The organism is Mucilaginibacter polytrichastri (assembly GCF_001911425.1).
In the GTDB taxonomy this organism is placed as follows: domain Bacteria; phylum Bacteroidota; class Bacteroidia; order Sphingobacteriales; family Sphingobacteriaceae; genus Mucilaginibacter; species Mucilaginibacter polytrichastri.
The window spans coordinates 731278-746794 of sequence record NZ_MPPL01000001.1 but is presented as its reverse complement, the minus strand read 5'-3'; the positions used below and the strand labels follow the sequence as shown (position 1 = coordinate 746794).

The 15517-nt window shown below is 41.3% G+C and carries 18 protein-coding genes; 1 reads left to right on the top strand and 17 read right to left on the bottom strand.

All coding sequences use genetic code 11. From position 1 onward, the window contains the following. Positions 1–31: 31 nt before the first annotated feature. The 10 genes from RG47T_RS03380 to RG47T_RS03335 form a co-directional block, all read right to left on the bottom strand. Positions 32–553, bottom strand: a complete 522-nt coding sequence (locus RG47T_RS03380) for an ExbD/TolR family protein (RefSeq protein WP_074488124.1) — start codon at positions 551–553, stop codon at positions 32–34. 146 nt (positions 554–699) lie between these two features. Further along, positions 700–1488 (bottom strand): type IX secretion system protein PorG, encoded by a 789-nt coding sequence (gene porG, locus RG47T_RS03375; RefSeq protein ID WP_074488123.1) that lies wholly within the window; start codon positions 1486–1488, stop codon positions 700–702. A 9-nt stretch (positions 1489–1497) separates the two neighbouring features. Then, the gene (locus RG47T_RS03370) at positions 1498–2376 is read right to left on the bottom strand and encodes an NAD kinase (RefSeq protein WP_074488122.1); all 879 of its coding nucleotides are present in this window, start codon (positions 2374–2376) and stop codon (positions 1498–1500) included. A gap of 6 nt (positions 2377–2382) precedes the next feature. Beyond that, positions 2383–3042, bottom strand: coding sequence for a CBS domain-containing protein (locus RG47T_RS03365; protein ID WP_074488121.1), 660 nt, complete (start codon positions 3040–3042; stop codon positions 2383–2385). Between the two features lie 9 nt (positions 3043–3051). Continuing rightward, a complete protein-coding gene (locus RG47T_RS03360) occupies positions 3052–3810 on the bottom strand; it encodes an alpha/beta fold hydrolase (RefSeq protein WP_074488120.1) in 759 nt (252 codons plus the stop codon). 113 nt (positions 3811–3923) lie between these two features. After that, positions 3924–4373, bottom strand: a complete 450-nt coding sequence (locus RG47T_RS03355) for a GatB/YqeY domain-containing protein (protein ID WP_074488119.1) — start codon at positions 4371–4373, stop codon at positions 3924–3926. Positions 4374–4466: 93 nt separating this feature from the next. Continuing rightward, the gene (locus RG47T_RS03350; RefSeq protein ID WP_074488118.1) at positions 4467–5228 is read right to left on the bottom strand and encodes an SDR family oxidoreductase; all 762 of its coding nucleotides are present in this window, start codon (positions 5226–5228) and stop codon (positions 4467–4469) included. A gap of 43 nt (positions 5229–5271) precedes the next feature. After that, complete coding sequence (gene porT, locus RG47T_RS03345; protein WP_074488117.1) at positions 5272–6018, bottom strand: type IX secretion/gliding motility protein PorT/SprT; 747 nt, start codon at positions 6016–6018, stop codon at positions 5272–5274. Beyond that, positions 6015–6746 carry a bifunctional demethylmenaquinone methyltransferase/2-methoxy-6-polyprenyl-1,4-benzoquinol methylase UbiE gene (ubiE, locus tag RG47T_RS03340; protein WP_074488116.1) on the bottom strand — a complete coding sequence of 244 codons (732 nt, stop codon included), beginning with the start codon at positions 6744–6746 and terminating at the stop codon, positions 6015–6017. Before ubiE ends, porT begins: the two co-directional genes overlap by 4 nt. Before the next feature lie 257 nt (positions 6747–7003). Next, positions 7004–8713: an amino acid permease gene (locus RG47T_RS03335; RefSeq protein ID WP_074488115.1), complete on the bottom strand. Its 1710-nt coding sequence runs from the start codon at positions 8711–8713 to the stop codon at positions 7004–7006. 77 nt (positions 8714–8790) lie between these two features. On the opposite strand from RG47T_RS03335, the gene RG47T_RS03330 reads away from it, so the two are divergent. Next, positions 8791–9453: a phosphatase PAP2 family protein gene (locus tag RG47T_RS03330; protein WP_083627282.1), complete on the top strand. Its 663-nt coding sequence runs from the start codon at positions 8791–8793 to the stop codon at positions 9451–9453. On the opposite strand, the gene RG47T_RS03325 is transcribed toward RG47T_RS03330, so the two are convergent. The 7 genes from RG47T_RS03325 to RG47T_RS03290 all read right to left on the bottom strand — a co-directional run bounded on the left by RG47T_RS03325 (position 9450) and on the right by RG47T_RS03290 (position 15503). After that, entirely contained in the window at positions 9450–10115 is a 666-nt protein-coding gene (locus RG47T_RS03325; RefSeq protein WP_074488113.1) for a hypothetical protein, read from the bottom strand. The genes RG47T_RS03330 and RG47T_RS03325 overlap by 4 nt on opposite strands. Before the next feature lie 64 nt (positions 10116–10179). Further along, on the bottom strand, positions 10180–11880 hold the full coding sequence (locus RG47T_RS03320; protein ID WP_074488112.1) for a M3 family oligoendopeptidase: 1701 nt from the start codon (positions 11878–11880) through the stop codon (positions 10180–10182). Between the two features lie 224 nt (positions 11881–12104). Beyond that, positions 12105–13031 (bottom strand): NAD-dependent epimerase/dehydratase family protein, encoded by a 927-nt coding sequence (locus RG47T_RS03310; RefSeq protein ID WP_074493079.1) that lies wholly within the window; start codon positions 13029–13031, stop codon positions 12105–12107. A gap of 85 nt (positions 13032–13116) precedes the next feature. Then, positions 13117–13716: a Crp/Fnr family transcriptional regulator gene (locus RG47T_RS03305; RefSeq protein WP_074488110.1), complete on the bottom strand. Its 600-nt coding sequence runs from the start codon at positions 13714–13716 to the stop codon at positions 13117–13119. After that, positions 13704–14558, bottom strand: coding sequence for a UbiA-like polyprenyltransferase (locus tag RG47T_RS03300; protein ID WP_074488109.1), 855 nt, complete (start codon positions 14556–14558; stop codon positions 13704–13706). The genes RG47T_RS03305 and RG47T_RS03300 overlap by 13 nt, the downstream gene beginning before the upstream one ends. A 34-nt stretch (positions 14559–14592) precedes the next feature. Then, on the bottom strand, positions 14593–14994 hold the full coding sequence (locus tag RG47T_RS03295; RefSeq protein ID WP_074488108.1) for an endonuclease domain-containing protein: 402 nt from the start codon (positions 14992–14994) through the stop codon (positions 14593–14595). Positions 14995–15116: 122 nt separating this feature from the next. Next, on the bottom strand, positions 15117–15503 hold the full coding sequence (locus tag RG47T_RS03290) for a hypothetical protein (protein WP_074488106.1): 387 nt from the start codon (positions 15501–15503) through the stop codon (positions 15117–15119). Positions 15504–15517: the final 14 nt, after the last annotated feature.

Sequence of the window (15517 nt, the reverse complement as noted above, 5' to 3'; positions counted from 1 at the left end):
GGCTGTTTTGTAAATTATTAAATATCAGCTACTAATAAGCATTGTACTTTTTTAGCAGGTCTACATCTTTGGCGGCTATATCAACAATAGCGTACCTATCTATTTTAGCAATATTAATTTCATCGAGCGTGTTCACCAGGTTATCGTAGTGGCTACGGTTACTTGGTTTTACCAGCACAATTATATCCTTACCTGTTTGGGCCTTTACCTCGTTAACCTTATTTATAATAGCTTGCCGTAAGCCGGCTTTACCATAATTAACTATCCGGGGCTGCGATAAGGGCGCATCTGCCATGCCCATATACCATAGCGCCTGATTATTTTTTCCCAGGCAAATGGTCATTGTCCGGCTTTGTGGTACGCCCATTGCACCGCCATCACTTGGCATACTAATAGCCATGGCATTGTTTTTTTGCAGGGTGGTGGTAAGCATGAAAAAAGTAATGAGTAAAAATGCAAGGTCGACCATTGCAGTAAGGTCAACACGGGCTGCGATCCGGGTACGTGCGGATCTGCCACCTGCCTTAGCAGGTGAGGAATTTAACTCTGCCATAATTTTAAAGTTTAAGGTAACAATTGGTTGCTATCACTCATTTGATATATTACTTACAACGCATATACATGCATCTTTGTTGCATTAAAATTCAATTATCAGAAAGGTCTCCTAAGTGAAAGAATAAGATTCTTTTTATTAGCCGCTTACTTGGTGAAATAGCAGCGGTCTGTTATCCAGGTGTACGAGATAGATATAGAGAAAAACATGTAGCTATCATGTGGCCGTAAATCACCCCGCTGGGTACCGACCGGGTTCAAAGGATTTTTTACTAATCTTCTATCAGCAAGCCCTGCCGCTGTAGCATTGGTAAATTTTGATGGATCGGCGTAATTACCACTCACATCATCCAGATAGTCTGTATTGGTGTAATGATAAGTAGCATCTGCTGTAAGACTAAGCTTACCCAAAAAGTTATACTTTAAACCAACGCCATAAGGAATGCTTAGTGCTATCTTGGAGTACGGCTTTGTTTCACCCTCTGTGCGTCCAGATCTCAGATCATATCTTTGACCATCATCTGCTTTTGCAGTTGGCGAATAATATACCCCTCCTAAACCTAAGAAAACATACGGTGTTAAACTATTATTAAATACACCAGGCCTGTATTCTAAAAAGTTAAACTCGGCCCTTGCACTAACCTCATGCAGCGTAGTTAAAAAACTTAGGTTGCGATTGCGGTCAACTTCATTCGGAGAGTTTTTATCATCGGCACTAATCCACCCGAAGGTGTAAGAACCCCGTACTGAAAAGTAAGGACTATAATTTTTACGGGCAAAAACACCGATTGCCCCGCCGCTTACCTGTACCGGGTTGCGCGAGTTTAAATCGCCCATGTAGCCGGCGCCGCCAATTATACCACCAGCTTCCCAGGTTTGCGCCCGTGCAACCAGTGTAATTATTGATAATAGTAAAAGCGTAAATATTTTCCGCATTAAAAAAGTTTAATAGTTACGGGCATCTAATCCCCACAGCAACTTGTTCCTTAACGTTTTCAAGTAACTTTCATTATTCAACCGCACCAGGTTAAGCTCGAACCCTGCTTTTGATATACGAAATTTCATGTTCTGTTCGATTACCGCCGTACGCGAATCGCAGGAAATTAAATAGTTTGCACTGCGTGTTTCCACATCGAAAGATAATTCGCTGCTATCCGGAAACACAATTGGCCGCACATTTAAATTATGCGGAGAAATTGGCGTAACCACAACGGTATCTGACTGCGGAAAAATAATAGGCCCGCCGCAGCTTAACGAATAAGCCGTGGAGCCTGTTGATGTTGAAATGATGAGCCCGTCGCCCCAATAAGTATTTAAAAACTCATCGTTAAGATAGGCATGTATAGTTATCATGGCTGCATCATCGCGCTTATGGATGGTAATATCATTAAGTGCAAAATTACCATCGCCAAATATATTCTCGTCAGACTTTACGCAGATCAGCTCGCGGCTATCCAGCGTGTAATCGCCTTTAAGCACGGCCTGTATAGCGCCCTCAATCTCGCCTTTGTTTACACTGGCCAAATAACCTAAACGGCCAAAGTTAATACCCATAACAGGGATGCCGCTATCGCGAATCATGGTAACAGTATCCAGTATAGTACCATCGCCGCCCAGGGTTAAAAACAAATCGATATAACCTTTAAGGGGTATATCTTCATTTAAAACCGGGAAATTAAAATCGGGAAGCTTTTGGGTGAGAAACTCATGCAGCATCTGATGTACGTATACATCGGCATTATTTTGTTTCAACTGGTCAAATACGGTTTGGGCGTAAGGTAAAACCGAATCGTTAAACTGCCTTCCGTAAACTGCTATTCTCATACGGTATTAAAAATTGAGGTAATTCATCAGCGCATCATAACGATCCATCGCATCGTCATTACCATCACTATTACCAAATACGGCTTTTACATCATAGCCGTATCGTAAAAATGTAGCTGATATACCCGAAACTTCTTGTTTATTAATTTTAAGCGTCACTTCCATCCGGGTAGAGTCCGGAAAAGTGCGAACGTATGAACTTAGTATCTGTGCATTATCAGATTCAACAATTTGGGCCATGTGGGCCAGCGAATTATTTTTATTGGTGATCTCGAGCACTATAATTACGCCCGGGCCCGTTGCCGATGTAAGTTCGGCTATGCCATTAATCATGGCGTTGGCTGTAATAACCCCCATGTAGCCTTTGTTTACATTAAGTACCGGTACAACAGTAATTTGCCGCCCATATAAAGTACTTATCACTTCGTAAATATGCTGATTTTCCAGCACATAAGGGGTGGTAAGCGATAATGGTAAAGCGCTTAAAAGCGTGTCATGATTCGGGTCTGTCAGTTCTTCTTCGGCCAGTAAACCCAAAAACTGATCGTCGTTCACAATGGGCAGGTGCCTCACTTTAAATTCCGCCATACGGTCAAGCGCCTTCTGTATGGTATCAGCGGGGCGCAGCGGTGGTATCGCGTCAACAATCAGTTCTATTGCAAGCATATTATACTTTTAATTTACCTTTTGTAAAAACTCTGTCAAATGCCTATTAAACTCCTGCGGGCGCTCCATCATTGGTGCATGGCCGCATTGGTCTATCCAGTACAATGTGCTGTTGGGTAATAATTTATTAAACTCAACGGCCACTTCCGGCGGTGTAATATGATCATTTTTGCCCCATATAAGCCCTACGGGGATTTTTATTTTATGTAAATCCTTGCCCATGTTATGCCTTATTGCTGATTTGGCCATGGCCAGTATTCTTATTACGCGATTACGGTCATTAATGGTTGCATAAACTTCATCAATTAACGCATCTGTTGCAGTAGCCGGGTCGTAAAAAGTATATTCTACTTTTTCCTTTACAAAATCGCGGCTCTCCCTGCGTGGAAATGACCCTCCGAATGCGTTTTCATACAAGCCGGAGCTACCGGTTAATACCAGCGTTTTTATCATATCCGGGTGCGCCAGGCAGTAAATTAAACCTACGTGCCCCCCCAAAGAATTGCCTAATAATGTAATATTAGTTAATTTTTTATACTTTATGAATTTATGCACAAATTTTGACAACGACTTTACACCCGTTGTAAGCAATGGTAAATCGTAAATAGGCAGTATCGGCAGCACTACGCGGTAGCGATCTTTAAATTCATCTACCACATCTTCCCAGTTACTTAATGCGCCCATTAAGCCGTGCAGAAGTAACAGCGTTTCGCCTTTTCCCTCTTCTATGTATGTGAAACCGTTTTCCTCTTTAAGCTCGTAACTCATATAAACTAAGTAGTATTGGTGTTGTACCGATTTTTATTTCAGTATAAAAAGTATTGTTTATACGCTATAAAGATACTTTTAAGAATTTGAGTTGCAACAATTATAGCAACTAATTATGCCAGCAATTGTTTAACTACTTCTGATATTGTTTTGCCATCGGCCTTGCCTGCAAGTTCTTTGTTGGCAGCACCCATTACCTTGCCCATGTCTTTAACAGATGTGGCTCCTACCCTGCTAATAAGGTCTTTTAGGTAAATTTCTACCGCTTCTTTGCTCATTTGCTGAGGCAGGTAAGCTTCAATAACAGCCTGCTCTTCTACCTCTATCTGGTAAAGGTCATCTCGATTCTGGGTCTTGTAAATGTCTGCCGATTCCTTGCGTTGCTTAACCAGTTTTTGCAGAACTTTAATTTCACCTTCTTCACTTATTTCTTCTGATGCGCCCTTTTCGGTACGGGCCAGTAATAAGGCCGATTTAATGGCACGTAGGCCACGCAGTTTATCGGCCTCTTTGGCCAGCATGGCTTTTTTAATATCCTGATCTATTGTTGTAATTAATGACATAGTGTTTTGGTTGTTAAGTATATTGAGTTACTAAGCTATTGGTTATTGAGGTACAGGTAAAAATTACTTAATAACTCAATAACCTAATAACCATTAACCCTTCCTAAATATATTTGTTGCCGTGGCCTGTGCTGTTGGCATTACAATGATCTCGTTAATGTTTACATGCGCAGGGCGCGATACCACGAACCATATGGTTTCGGCAATATCATTGGCCACCAATGGGTCGAAACCGGCATATACTTTTTTAGCACGGTCTTTATCGCCTTTAAAGCGCACTTCAGAAAACTCGGTTTCTACAGCGCCCGGGTGTACTGCTGTTACCCTGATACCGTGGCTCAGCAAATCAATCCGCATACCTTCGCTTAGCGCCGTAACGGCCGACTTGGTGGCACAATATACATTACCGTTTGGATAAACTTCTTTACCTGCGATTGAACCCAGGTTAATAATTTGCCCCTGGCCGTTGTTAATCATCCAGTTGGCTACCACCTTGCTTACGTAAAGCAGGCCTTTTATGTTGGTATCAATCATGGTGTCCCAGTCATCAAAACTACCGTTCTGTATCGGGTCGAGGCCCTGGCTTAGGCCTGCATTGTTAATCAGCACATCAACATGTTTCCAATGTTCGGGTAAACTTTCCAGGTTGCTGATTACGCTGTCGCGGTTTCGCACATCGAAAGCCGAAACGGCAACTTCTACATTGTATTTGGCATTGATCTCCTGGGCCAGTTTTTCTAACCGGTCGTGCCGGCGGCCGGTAAGTACCAGGTTGTAATGTTGCGCAGCAAATAAATGGGCACAAGCCTCACCGATCCCTGCGGTGGCGCCTGTTATTAAAGCAATTTTAGCCATAGGTGTGTAACTACGGCAGCGAAATTATGTTTTTTTAATTTACTTATTCGAAGTATAAGCTAAAACTTATAGTATGGAGGAATAATTTACTTAACGGAGATGTAAAAGGGTTAGCTTTATCTGAAGCTAGCATATTATTAAAGGAGTTACTCACCTTTAGTTCCGGAGATAATTTAAAATATTCAAAGTAAATGTCGAATCCAACACCGGCTTCCCAGGCATTGTAATTACGCTTTAAGGTAATGGCCTTATCTTCGAGGTTAGCTTCAACATTGTTTGGCTTTTTATTAATAGCAAAAGAAGTTTTTAATCCGCCAATTAAATAAACACGCATATCGCCAATACGGTCTGATTTTAGTTTTAACAGCAATGGAACATCAACCGATGTGGTTTGAATCTGCTTAGAATCATTACCAAGTGTAGCATCAAGGTAAGTATATAATATTTGTTTATCTGCAAACACCAGTTCGGGCGTGGTACGTATCTCGAGATGCTCGTTAAAACTATACCGGGTTACAAAACCGATACCAAAACCAGGCAGGCTGTTTGAACTTATAGAGGCACGTCGGCCTTTATAAGTTGTTGTTACATCAGCCCTGTCTACAACAGTTTGCCAATCGGCTTGCTTAACAATCTTAAAATCGCTGTTGATATATTGAAACGTAAAGCCAAAGCTCAGATCCTGCTGATCGGCACCACCGCCCCATGATGGGACTATGGTATACTGCGCCCATGATTTACAGGTGCAAAAAAACAGTAAAAATAAGATCAGCTTCCCCGCTCTTGTCATTTAATACCCGTGTAAATAGAACAGATGCCAAATGTTAACGATCTGTGCTTAGTTTGCTTATACCCCACCTTATCCATTAAAGTTACAAAACTCTTTCCATCCGGAAACGCTGCAACAGATTCGGGAAGATAAGAATATGCTCTTGAATCTTTAGAAAAAAGCTTACCTATTGAGGGAGTAATATAATTAAAGTAAAAACTATACAACTGTTTTACGGGGAAACTTTTGGGTTTAGAAAATTCAAGTATCACGGCCTTGCCACCCGGTTTTAACACGCGCAGCATGTCGGCCAATCCTTTTTCGAGATTCTCAAAATTGCGCACACCGTAAGCAACGGTTATGGCATCAAAGGTACTGGTTTCAAAAGGCAGGTTCTCAGAATCGCCGCTACGTACTTCGAAACGGGCTGAGAGGTTGCGCTTGGTAATTTTTTGCCTCGCCACATCCAGCATTCCTTCAGAGATATCAACACCCGTTATTTTTTCAGGATTAAGCATCCCCAATGCCTCAAAGGCGAAATCGCCGGTACCGGTTGCTACATCTAATATGTATTTGGGCTGATCTTTCTTTAATTCGTTGATTGCTTTTTTGCGCCAGATGATATCGATCCCCAATGACATAAAGTGATTAAGGAAATCGTAAGTACCAGATATGTTGTTAAACATATCGGCTACCTGCTCTTTTTTGGTAGCCTGCTGACTATTATAAGGAGTTACAGTTTTGCTCATATATTGAGCGATAAAGATAAGGAGATATTTGTTATTTGTTGCTGTAGAATACCCAAATCGTCATTGCGAAGCGCGAAGCAATCCCCGACCAACAGAGCTGACACGTAAATAAAGTACAATCCGTTTTATTATTAGGAATTGTAGAGCAATTTATGAATAGTTAGTTGAATGTATTAGTTTCTGATTTATTAAAGAAAGTGCAAATTGGTCGGGGATTGCTTCGTACCTCGCAATGACGCGCGCAATAGAAGTAATCCCTAGTTAGCCAACCCCTCCATTTTACCAATCCTGCTGTGTTTGTATCCATAAGTAAAATATATCACCAAGCCTATTACCAGCCAAATGAGGAAACGCAACCAGTTGGTATAACCCAACTCTGTCATTAAATAAAAGCAGCTCAACAAACCTAATACCGGGATTAATGAGAGCTTTTTAATAAAACATATAACGCTTAATGCTGCAGCGAGGATAATAAACAGAAAATACGGGAAGTTTTGGTGACGATCCAGTCCGGAGAATAAACCCATAATTGGTTTCCAGAAAAAGTAGATGCCTATAATAAATAGGGCTGGCACAATCCATTGCGAATTGATGTATGGGATCTGGAATTTACCTTTTACAGAAGCTTCTTTTGGCAGCAATAGCACACCACCGCAAACCAGTACAAATGCAAACAGGGTACCAATACTGGTTAAGTCTGTTACCTCGGTAAGGTTCATAAACAATGCCGGTATAGCTACCACAAAACCTGTAACAATAGTTGCAAATGATGGAGTTTGAAATTTAGGGTGAATGCGGGAGAAAGCCTTTGGCAATAATCCATCGCGGCTCATGCTCATCCAAATGCGGGGCTGGCCCAGTTGGAATATCAGCAATACACTTGCTGTAGCAATTACAGCACTGATGGAGATTACATAGCTGATCTTTTTTAACCCAACGTTAGCAAAAACAAATGCTAGCGGGTCGCCAACATCCAGTTTGCTATAATTAACCATGCCTGTAAGCACCAGGGCTATCAGCACGTATAATACGGTACAAATTATGAGGGAGTAGATCATACCACGGGGCAAATCGCGCTGCGGGTTTTCGCATTCTTCGGCCGTGGTTGATATAGCGTCGAAACCGATATAGGCAAAAAATACACCCGACACCCCTTTCATTACACCACCAAAACCATTAGGCAAAAACGGGTGCCAGTTGGCTGGGGTTACATAAAAGAAACCTAAACATATTACGGCAATTACTACTGCAATTTTTAGGATCACCATGGCATTGGTTACCTTTTTGGTTTCGCGGATACCGATATATACCAGGTAAGTAATTACAAAAACAATGGCTAATGCCGGGATATTGGCGATCAGCTTAAAGTTACCAAAACCCGGTGCTGTAGACCATGCAATGGCCTCACTGCGCAATTTTTCGGTAATGTCTGCAACATGCCCGCTGGCTGTTAGCTGCCGAATGGTACCCTCGGCACGGAAAGCACTTAGGTAATCCATTGTTAAATATTCGGGGATATGGATATGGAAACCTTCGAGCAGGTTTACAAAATATTCGCTCCATGATATGGCTACGGCAATGTTACCAATGGCATACTCCATCAGCAGATCCCAGCCGATAATCCAGGCAATTAACTCGCCGAACGATGCATAAGCATAGGTATAAGCGCTGCCCGCAACCGGGATACGTGAAGCAAACTCGGCATAGCACATAGCCGAGAAACCGCAGGTAATAGCGGTTAGCACAAATAATATAGTAACACCCGGCCCGCCATTAAAGGAGGCCACCCCAATAGTAGAAAAAATACCAGCACCCACAACAGCTGCAATACCCATTAGGGTAAGGTCTTTTACATTTAATACTTTTCGGAGATGCGATTCGCCTGCATGTTCGCTATCGCTGAAACCACTGGCAACATCAGCAAGTATGGTATCGATCGACTTTTTACGGAAGATATTTTTCGACATTAAATTCTAATCAATTTACGGAAGTCAAACATAACTATTTTTTCGGTCTATTTGGAGGCATTGTGCTAAATTGCGCCATGAAGATGCGTATAACCGAGGTATTATATCGATTACGATTATTTTTTATTCCATATCTACTCATTCTGTGCAGTTGTTTGATCATTAAGCTGATATATAGCCGCGAGGACATCTATTTTGCTGTCAATAAACACCATAACGACTTTGCCGATTACTTTTTTATTGGCGCAACGGCGGTTGGCGATGGCCTTTTTATGCTCCTGGTAGCCATAATATTAGTATTATACAGTTATCGTAAAGCTTTTTTAATGGCGAGCAGCTTTTTACTGACCACCGTTGTTGCACAGGTTATTAAACGTATTATACGCGCTCCCCGCCCATCGCTCTATTTTACAGACCATAACCATATCTATTACGTAAAGGGTGTAAAGTTACTTTCTTCAAACAGCTTCCCGTCCGGCCATACCGTGCAGGCATTTACTATGGCAGTGGTACTGGCTTATTTTGCGCGGCAAAAAGGCTGGGGCTTTGTATACCTTTTATTGGCCTTGTTTATCGGTTACTCGCGCATGTACCTGAGCGAGCACTTTTTTGAGGATGTAATGGCAGGATCTATCATTGGTACTATTACTACAATAATATGGCTCACTATCATAGATAGCAAGCCATTTATACATACTCCAAAATGGAACAGTGGTTTATTAAGTAAGAAAAAATCTTAACCTACTATTTGCTTTTTCTTCCGGCTGCGCACAACCAGTATAATTATAACAATTAGCAACACACCGCCTGCTATAAGCGCTATTTTAAGTGCTTTATGCATCCCGGTAAATTTGCCATATGTGGTGTACTGATCGGTACCATCTAATGATGGGGCTGTTTTTATAGAGGCAAAAAATTGGTCGGCATCTTTTTTGGCCAAGTCTGCACGCTCTTCCGGGTAAACAAACTGGAAGGTGTAGGTGGCAGCCTTGGTATATAACAACCTAAACCTGCGCACTTGTACACCCTGATCGTCATTATTATCGGTACGCAATAAAAAGTCTCTTACTTCTACGTTATTAATAATAGTGTCTTTATCGTTCATTACACTACTATTACCTGCGCTGCTTTGCAGTTTCTTAATGTATTCTTTAAAAACCTTGTTAAGGTCTTTCTCTTTCTTAAGCGTTTGATTTGATGGATTTGGCGCTTTAATTACGCTGATATAACCTAGCGTACTATTACCGGTAAATACTAGCTGACCAAGCGTGTCTTTCTTTACAAAATCAACCGGTAACGAAACCGTCACCAGGCTATCAATCTGCACGGGCTTATTTACCTGTGCTTGTGCTGTTGCAAATGCAAATATGGTTATGTAAAAACCTATCAGTATCTTTTTCATAGTCCTGTTATAACTAAAAAAACACCGATAGGTTTTAAAGAGTATACGCTAAGTATGTTGAATACTATAGTTTTTCGAGTTCGCTTTTAACAAAAGCAACCAGTTGTTTCACATAATCTGCGCTGAAATCAAATTTAATTCCGGCGGTTTCATAGATCTCTTTAATGGTTTTGGTATAACCCAATTTTAAGGCATCCATGTACTGCTGAAGCCCTTTTTCCGGGTTTTCTTTATAGTTTTTCCATACCGCAATGGCACCTAACTGGGCCATGCCATATTCGATATAATAAAACGGCACTTCAAATATGTGCAGTTGCTTTTGCCATAAATTTATTTCTGCCTCTTTATTACCACTCCAGTCAACAAAGCTGGCTCCAAAACGCTCGTAGATTTGCACCCAGGCTTCGCTGCGTTGCTCGTCGGTATGGTCTGGGTTGGTGTAAATCCAGTGCTGAAACTGATCTACCACGGCTACCCAGGGCAGGGTTTTAATTACATCGATCAGCTGATCGCGTTTGGCACGTTTCAGTTCTTCCGGGTCGGTAAAAAAAACGTCCCAATTATCCATAGAAATCAATTCCATCGACATAGAAGCCAGTTCGGCAACTTCAGACGGACAATGTTTAAAGTCGTTCAGTTCCAGATCTGCTGTCAGGAAGGTATGTACGGCATGGCCGCCTTCGTGTACCATGGTAGTGAGGTCGCGGAAAGTGTTGGCCGAGTTCATGAAAATAAAAGGCGCACCGGTTTCGGCCAACGGATAGTTGTAACCACCCGGGGCTTTACCTTTACGGCTTTCCACATCAAACAGCTTGTTTTCCTTCATGATCTCCAAACGCTCGCCCAGGTAACGGCTGATGTTGCTGAAACATTGGATCGATTTCTCGATCAGTTCTTCACCGTTTTGGAAAGGTTTTAAAGGAGCATGACCAGTAATATCCACATCGGTATCCCATGGTTTCAAAGCTTCCAGCCCTAAAGCCGCTTTACGTTTTTCGGCTTGTTCTTTCAGTACAGGCACCACTTCCAGCTCAATGGCTTCGTGGAAACTATAGCAATCTTGCGGGGAATAATCAAACCGGCCCAATGCCTGAAACATGTAATCACGAAAATTCTCGAAGCCGGCATTCAACGCTACCTTGTGGCGAAGCACCCGCAGCAGATCGAATAGTTTATCCAGCTCCTGCTTGTTCTCTAAACGGCGACCGGTAATCTTTTCCCATGCCTCCTGGCGTTTCTCGCGGTCAGGGCTTTTTAGTATCGCAGCGGCCTGTTCTAAAGTAAATTCTTTATCTCCAATGTGTACCGACATGCCGCCGGTAATAGATTGGTATTTCTGCTGCTCTACCTGGATCTCAGTCTGGATCGGGATATTTTCCTCACGGAACAGCTCCAATGATTTTTTGATACTGCGCAGGTAAACAAAATATTTATCATTATCCAGTTTGTCGAAATATTCGCTCCCAACCAGTTTTTCATTCAGCTCATTGCTGTAAGGCGCAATCTTCGGCTCAATTTCAGTAGCGAAGTATTGGAAATTCTGTAATAGTTCTTCACTTACCGTATCGCAGGTCATGCGGATGTAGCGCCATGCAAAATCTTCTTCAATAGCGGCTTCAAACTCGCTACGATCGCGCAGCCAGTGTTCTAATTCTTCAACAGAGTTAATCTGACGATCACGCAATTCGATCAAAAGTGGCTCTAAGTTTTCCCACTTCATTTCCAGATTTTCGGGTATATAATGTTTTGCTTTTTTATGAATCATGGTGTTTGATCTGCAAATGTGCAGATGTGCAAATATGCAGATTATTGTGAGAATCAGAATTTACAGGATTCAAGAATTAACAGAAATTATGGCCAATTATTGTACCAACCTGAATTTAAGAATTTATCTGAATATTAAAATCGTCATTTCAAGCATTCTGTTAATTCATAAATTCTGCAAATTCTGGTTCAAGAATATCTGGTTCAAAACTATCAGATTCAAAACTATTTAAACAGTGTTTGCGACAGCGTTATAATGCCATCACGGTAAGTGGTCGGTTTTACATTAAAGTATTTCTCAAACTTGTCTGAATTAAAAATATAATCGTGATCGTACTGATAGTACATCTCAACAGAATCTTTTACCAGCGGGTTAAATAAACCGAACAATTGCAGCATCAATTTATTAATGGCCATATAAGCCGGTTTTACTTTAAATACATCGGCTGCCAGTTCCATAAACTGCATACCGGTTAAAGGCGCGGCTGTAGGCACATGCCAGATCTGGTTATCGCTTTGGGGAGTTTGGCCGAGCAGGTACAGGGCCGTGCCACAATCGGGCAGGTAAGAGAATGAGTGCAGGGTTTTAGGTTTACCGATCCATTGCGCCCTTTCGCCTTTGGCATATTTGGCCAGCACCATACTGTCGAAAAAGCTGTTCATGCTTTCGGCTCCATAGAAATCTGCTCCGCGAATAATGCTCGCCTGGATGTTGCCTTGCTTAACCTCATCCATTAATTGTGTGGCAATTTTAGCGCGTACTTCACCTTTTTCGCTTACAGGATTATAGGGTGTGGTTTCAAGCATAGTTCCGTTTACAACACCGTACATGTATACGTTATCGAAGAAAATAAAGCGGGCGTTGGTTTCTTTGGCGGCGTTAATCATGTTCTGCATAATTACTGGCCATTGTTGCTGCCAGATAGTTTTATTGTAAACCAAGCCTGCGCACAGGTAAATAACATCAGATCCTTTTGCGGCTTGCAACACTTCTGCATAGTTTAACAGATCTGCTTTTTGCCAGTTGATGTTGTTACCGGTAAATGTAGATGGCCGCCTGCTAACCAGGCGAATAGTTTCATTATGACTAATTAATTGGCGGGTTAACGCATTAGCGACAGGGCCACCTGCGCCGAATATGGTGTGTATCATTTTTTTCTGTTTGGTATGATACAAACGTACAACCATCCTGAAACAGAAAACGTTATCTTAAGATAAGAAATACATGTGGTAAAAATTAAACTAAGATGCGCCTGCGGATGCGCGAAAGGGAAACAGGCGTAATACCTAAAAAATTGGCAATGTAATGCTGAGGCATTCTACGTAGAATATCGCGGCCCGATTCGAGTAATTTGATATACCGTTCCTCTGGCGATTGGGTAATGAAGGCGGTAATCCTATCATCATAACAGCACAAATAATACTCTGCTATTAAACGGCCAAAACGTTCCATTTTGTGACCCAGTTTTTCGCAGGCCAACATTTCCTGCATACTTTTATAGCTAATCAGGATAAGCTCCGTATCTTCTAATGCCTGGATATAGTTATTAGCAGGTTCGCGTTTTACAAAACTTTTATAAGAGCTCATAAACTCATTCTCAAAACTAAAATAACCTGTAATATCGGTACCATCATTAGCCATGTGAAAATACCGTACAGAACCCTTATTGATAAAGCCGAAATGGTTGCACACCTTTCCGGCTTCTATAAAATATTCTTTCTTTTTCAAGCTAACAAACTCCATGTAAGTGCAAAACAACGCCCACTCGTCTTCATTAAAAACAGCGAAGGGTTGCAGATGCTCCCTATAGTTATATTTAGCTTTTAGCGGATCCATAATCTATCAATCAAAAACAACGTGGCAAATACCACACTTGCTATGCCGTTGGTGGTCATAAAGGCAAAATTTACACGGCTCAGGTCGTTGGGCTTTACCAAGCTATGCTGGTAGTACAGCATGCTACAAAACACACCTATACCCAGGTAATAAGGTATACCCACGTGTGTAAAAAATACCGGCATAATAATAAACGCCGCCGATAGCACATGCAAAAAGCTGGACAAGTTTAATGCCTTCACCTTACCCAAATAGGCAGGTATAGAATGTAGTTTTTCGCTGCGGTCAAAGTCTTCATCCTGCAGGGCATAGATGATATCAAAGCCGCTTACCCAACATAAAACGGATAAGGAAAATAGCAATGGCAAAATATTAAACTCGCCGGTTACAACCAGGTAGGCACCTATCGGGGCCAATGACAAACCTAAACCCAACACCAAATGGCACAATGCAGTAAAGCGCTTGGTAGCACTATAACCCATTACTACCAACAACGCCACAGGCGAAAGGTAAAAACATAATGGATTAATAAACCAGGTAGCCGCCAAAAATAGCCCACAATTTACCAAAGTAAAAGTAAGCGCCGCCGCCGGGCTAATCCTCCCTGCCGGGATATCGCGCACTTTGGTACGCGGGTTCTTAATATCAATGTCTCTATCCAAATAGCGGTTAAAGGCCATGGCCGAATTACGCGCAAAAACCATACACAGCACCATCAGCAACAGCTTCTGCCATTCGAATTTATGAGCTGTGGTTGTTACTGCCAGAAAGAAGCCGATAAATGCAAATGGCATTGCAAATATGGTATGTGAAAAGGTTACTAGAGAGAAGTATTTTTTCATGTGTTATTATTTTTCATTACCCTCTAGAGAAGGGTTAGGGGTGTGTTTTTGCATTATTATTTTTAGATGTGAAGTCTAAAATATATGTTTCAATTGTTCTAAGCACATTATCCAGATCATGCATTACTTCAGCTTCATCAAATCTAAGTACTGTCAGATCATATAATTTCAGTTCGGCGTCTCTAATTAAATCCTCATTATATTTTTCTTCGTGATTGTGATATCTACCATCTAATTCTATGACTAAATTTAACTCGTAACAGTAAAAATCGACTATGTAATTTAGTAATGGTTTCTGACGATGAAAGTCATAACCATAAAATTGTTTATTTCTTAATGTTTGCCAAAGAGCTATTTCACCAGGTGTACTATCATTCCGAAGTTTCCTTGCAAATTCTTTTAGTTTTGAATCATAAGGGATGATCTTCCGTTTCACTTGATGATAACTTTACTCATGTAGAAACACACCCCTAACCCCTCTCGAGAGGGTAACTATATAGCAGTTGGGACAAAGGTATAAATAAAAAGCCCTGATCTATAAAATCAGGGCTTTTACCATTAATCTACTTTATTGTAATTAGTACTATTGTACTGTATTACTTTTACGTCATTAGTTGTAAAACCTAAACCGCTTTGAGCGTTTGGATAAGTAACCTCAAAGCTATCCAAGTTCTTATCACTCAATGTAATTTTGGTCGGGTAAGTCTTTTTGTCTCCTAATAAAGATTTACCAGTCACATCTGCAGTATACAGCTCTATGCTGGTATTACTGGTGAAGTGTAAGAACTCATAAAAATCTGTTTTGCTTATGACACCAGTAAAGCTAAATTTTTTCCATGTGGTGTTTACAAGTTCTGTTTTTGGATACCTTAATGTATCATCTGTTGTTTTGCTACATGCCGTTATGCAGCATGCGATAAGCAGTGATAAGATTGCTTTTTTCATTTATGTGAGAATTT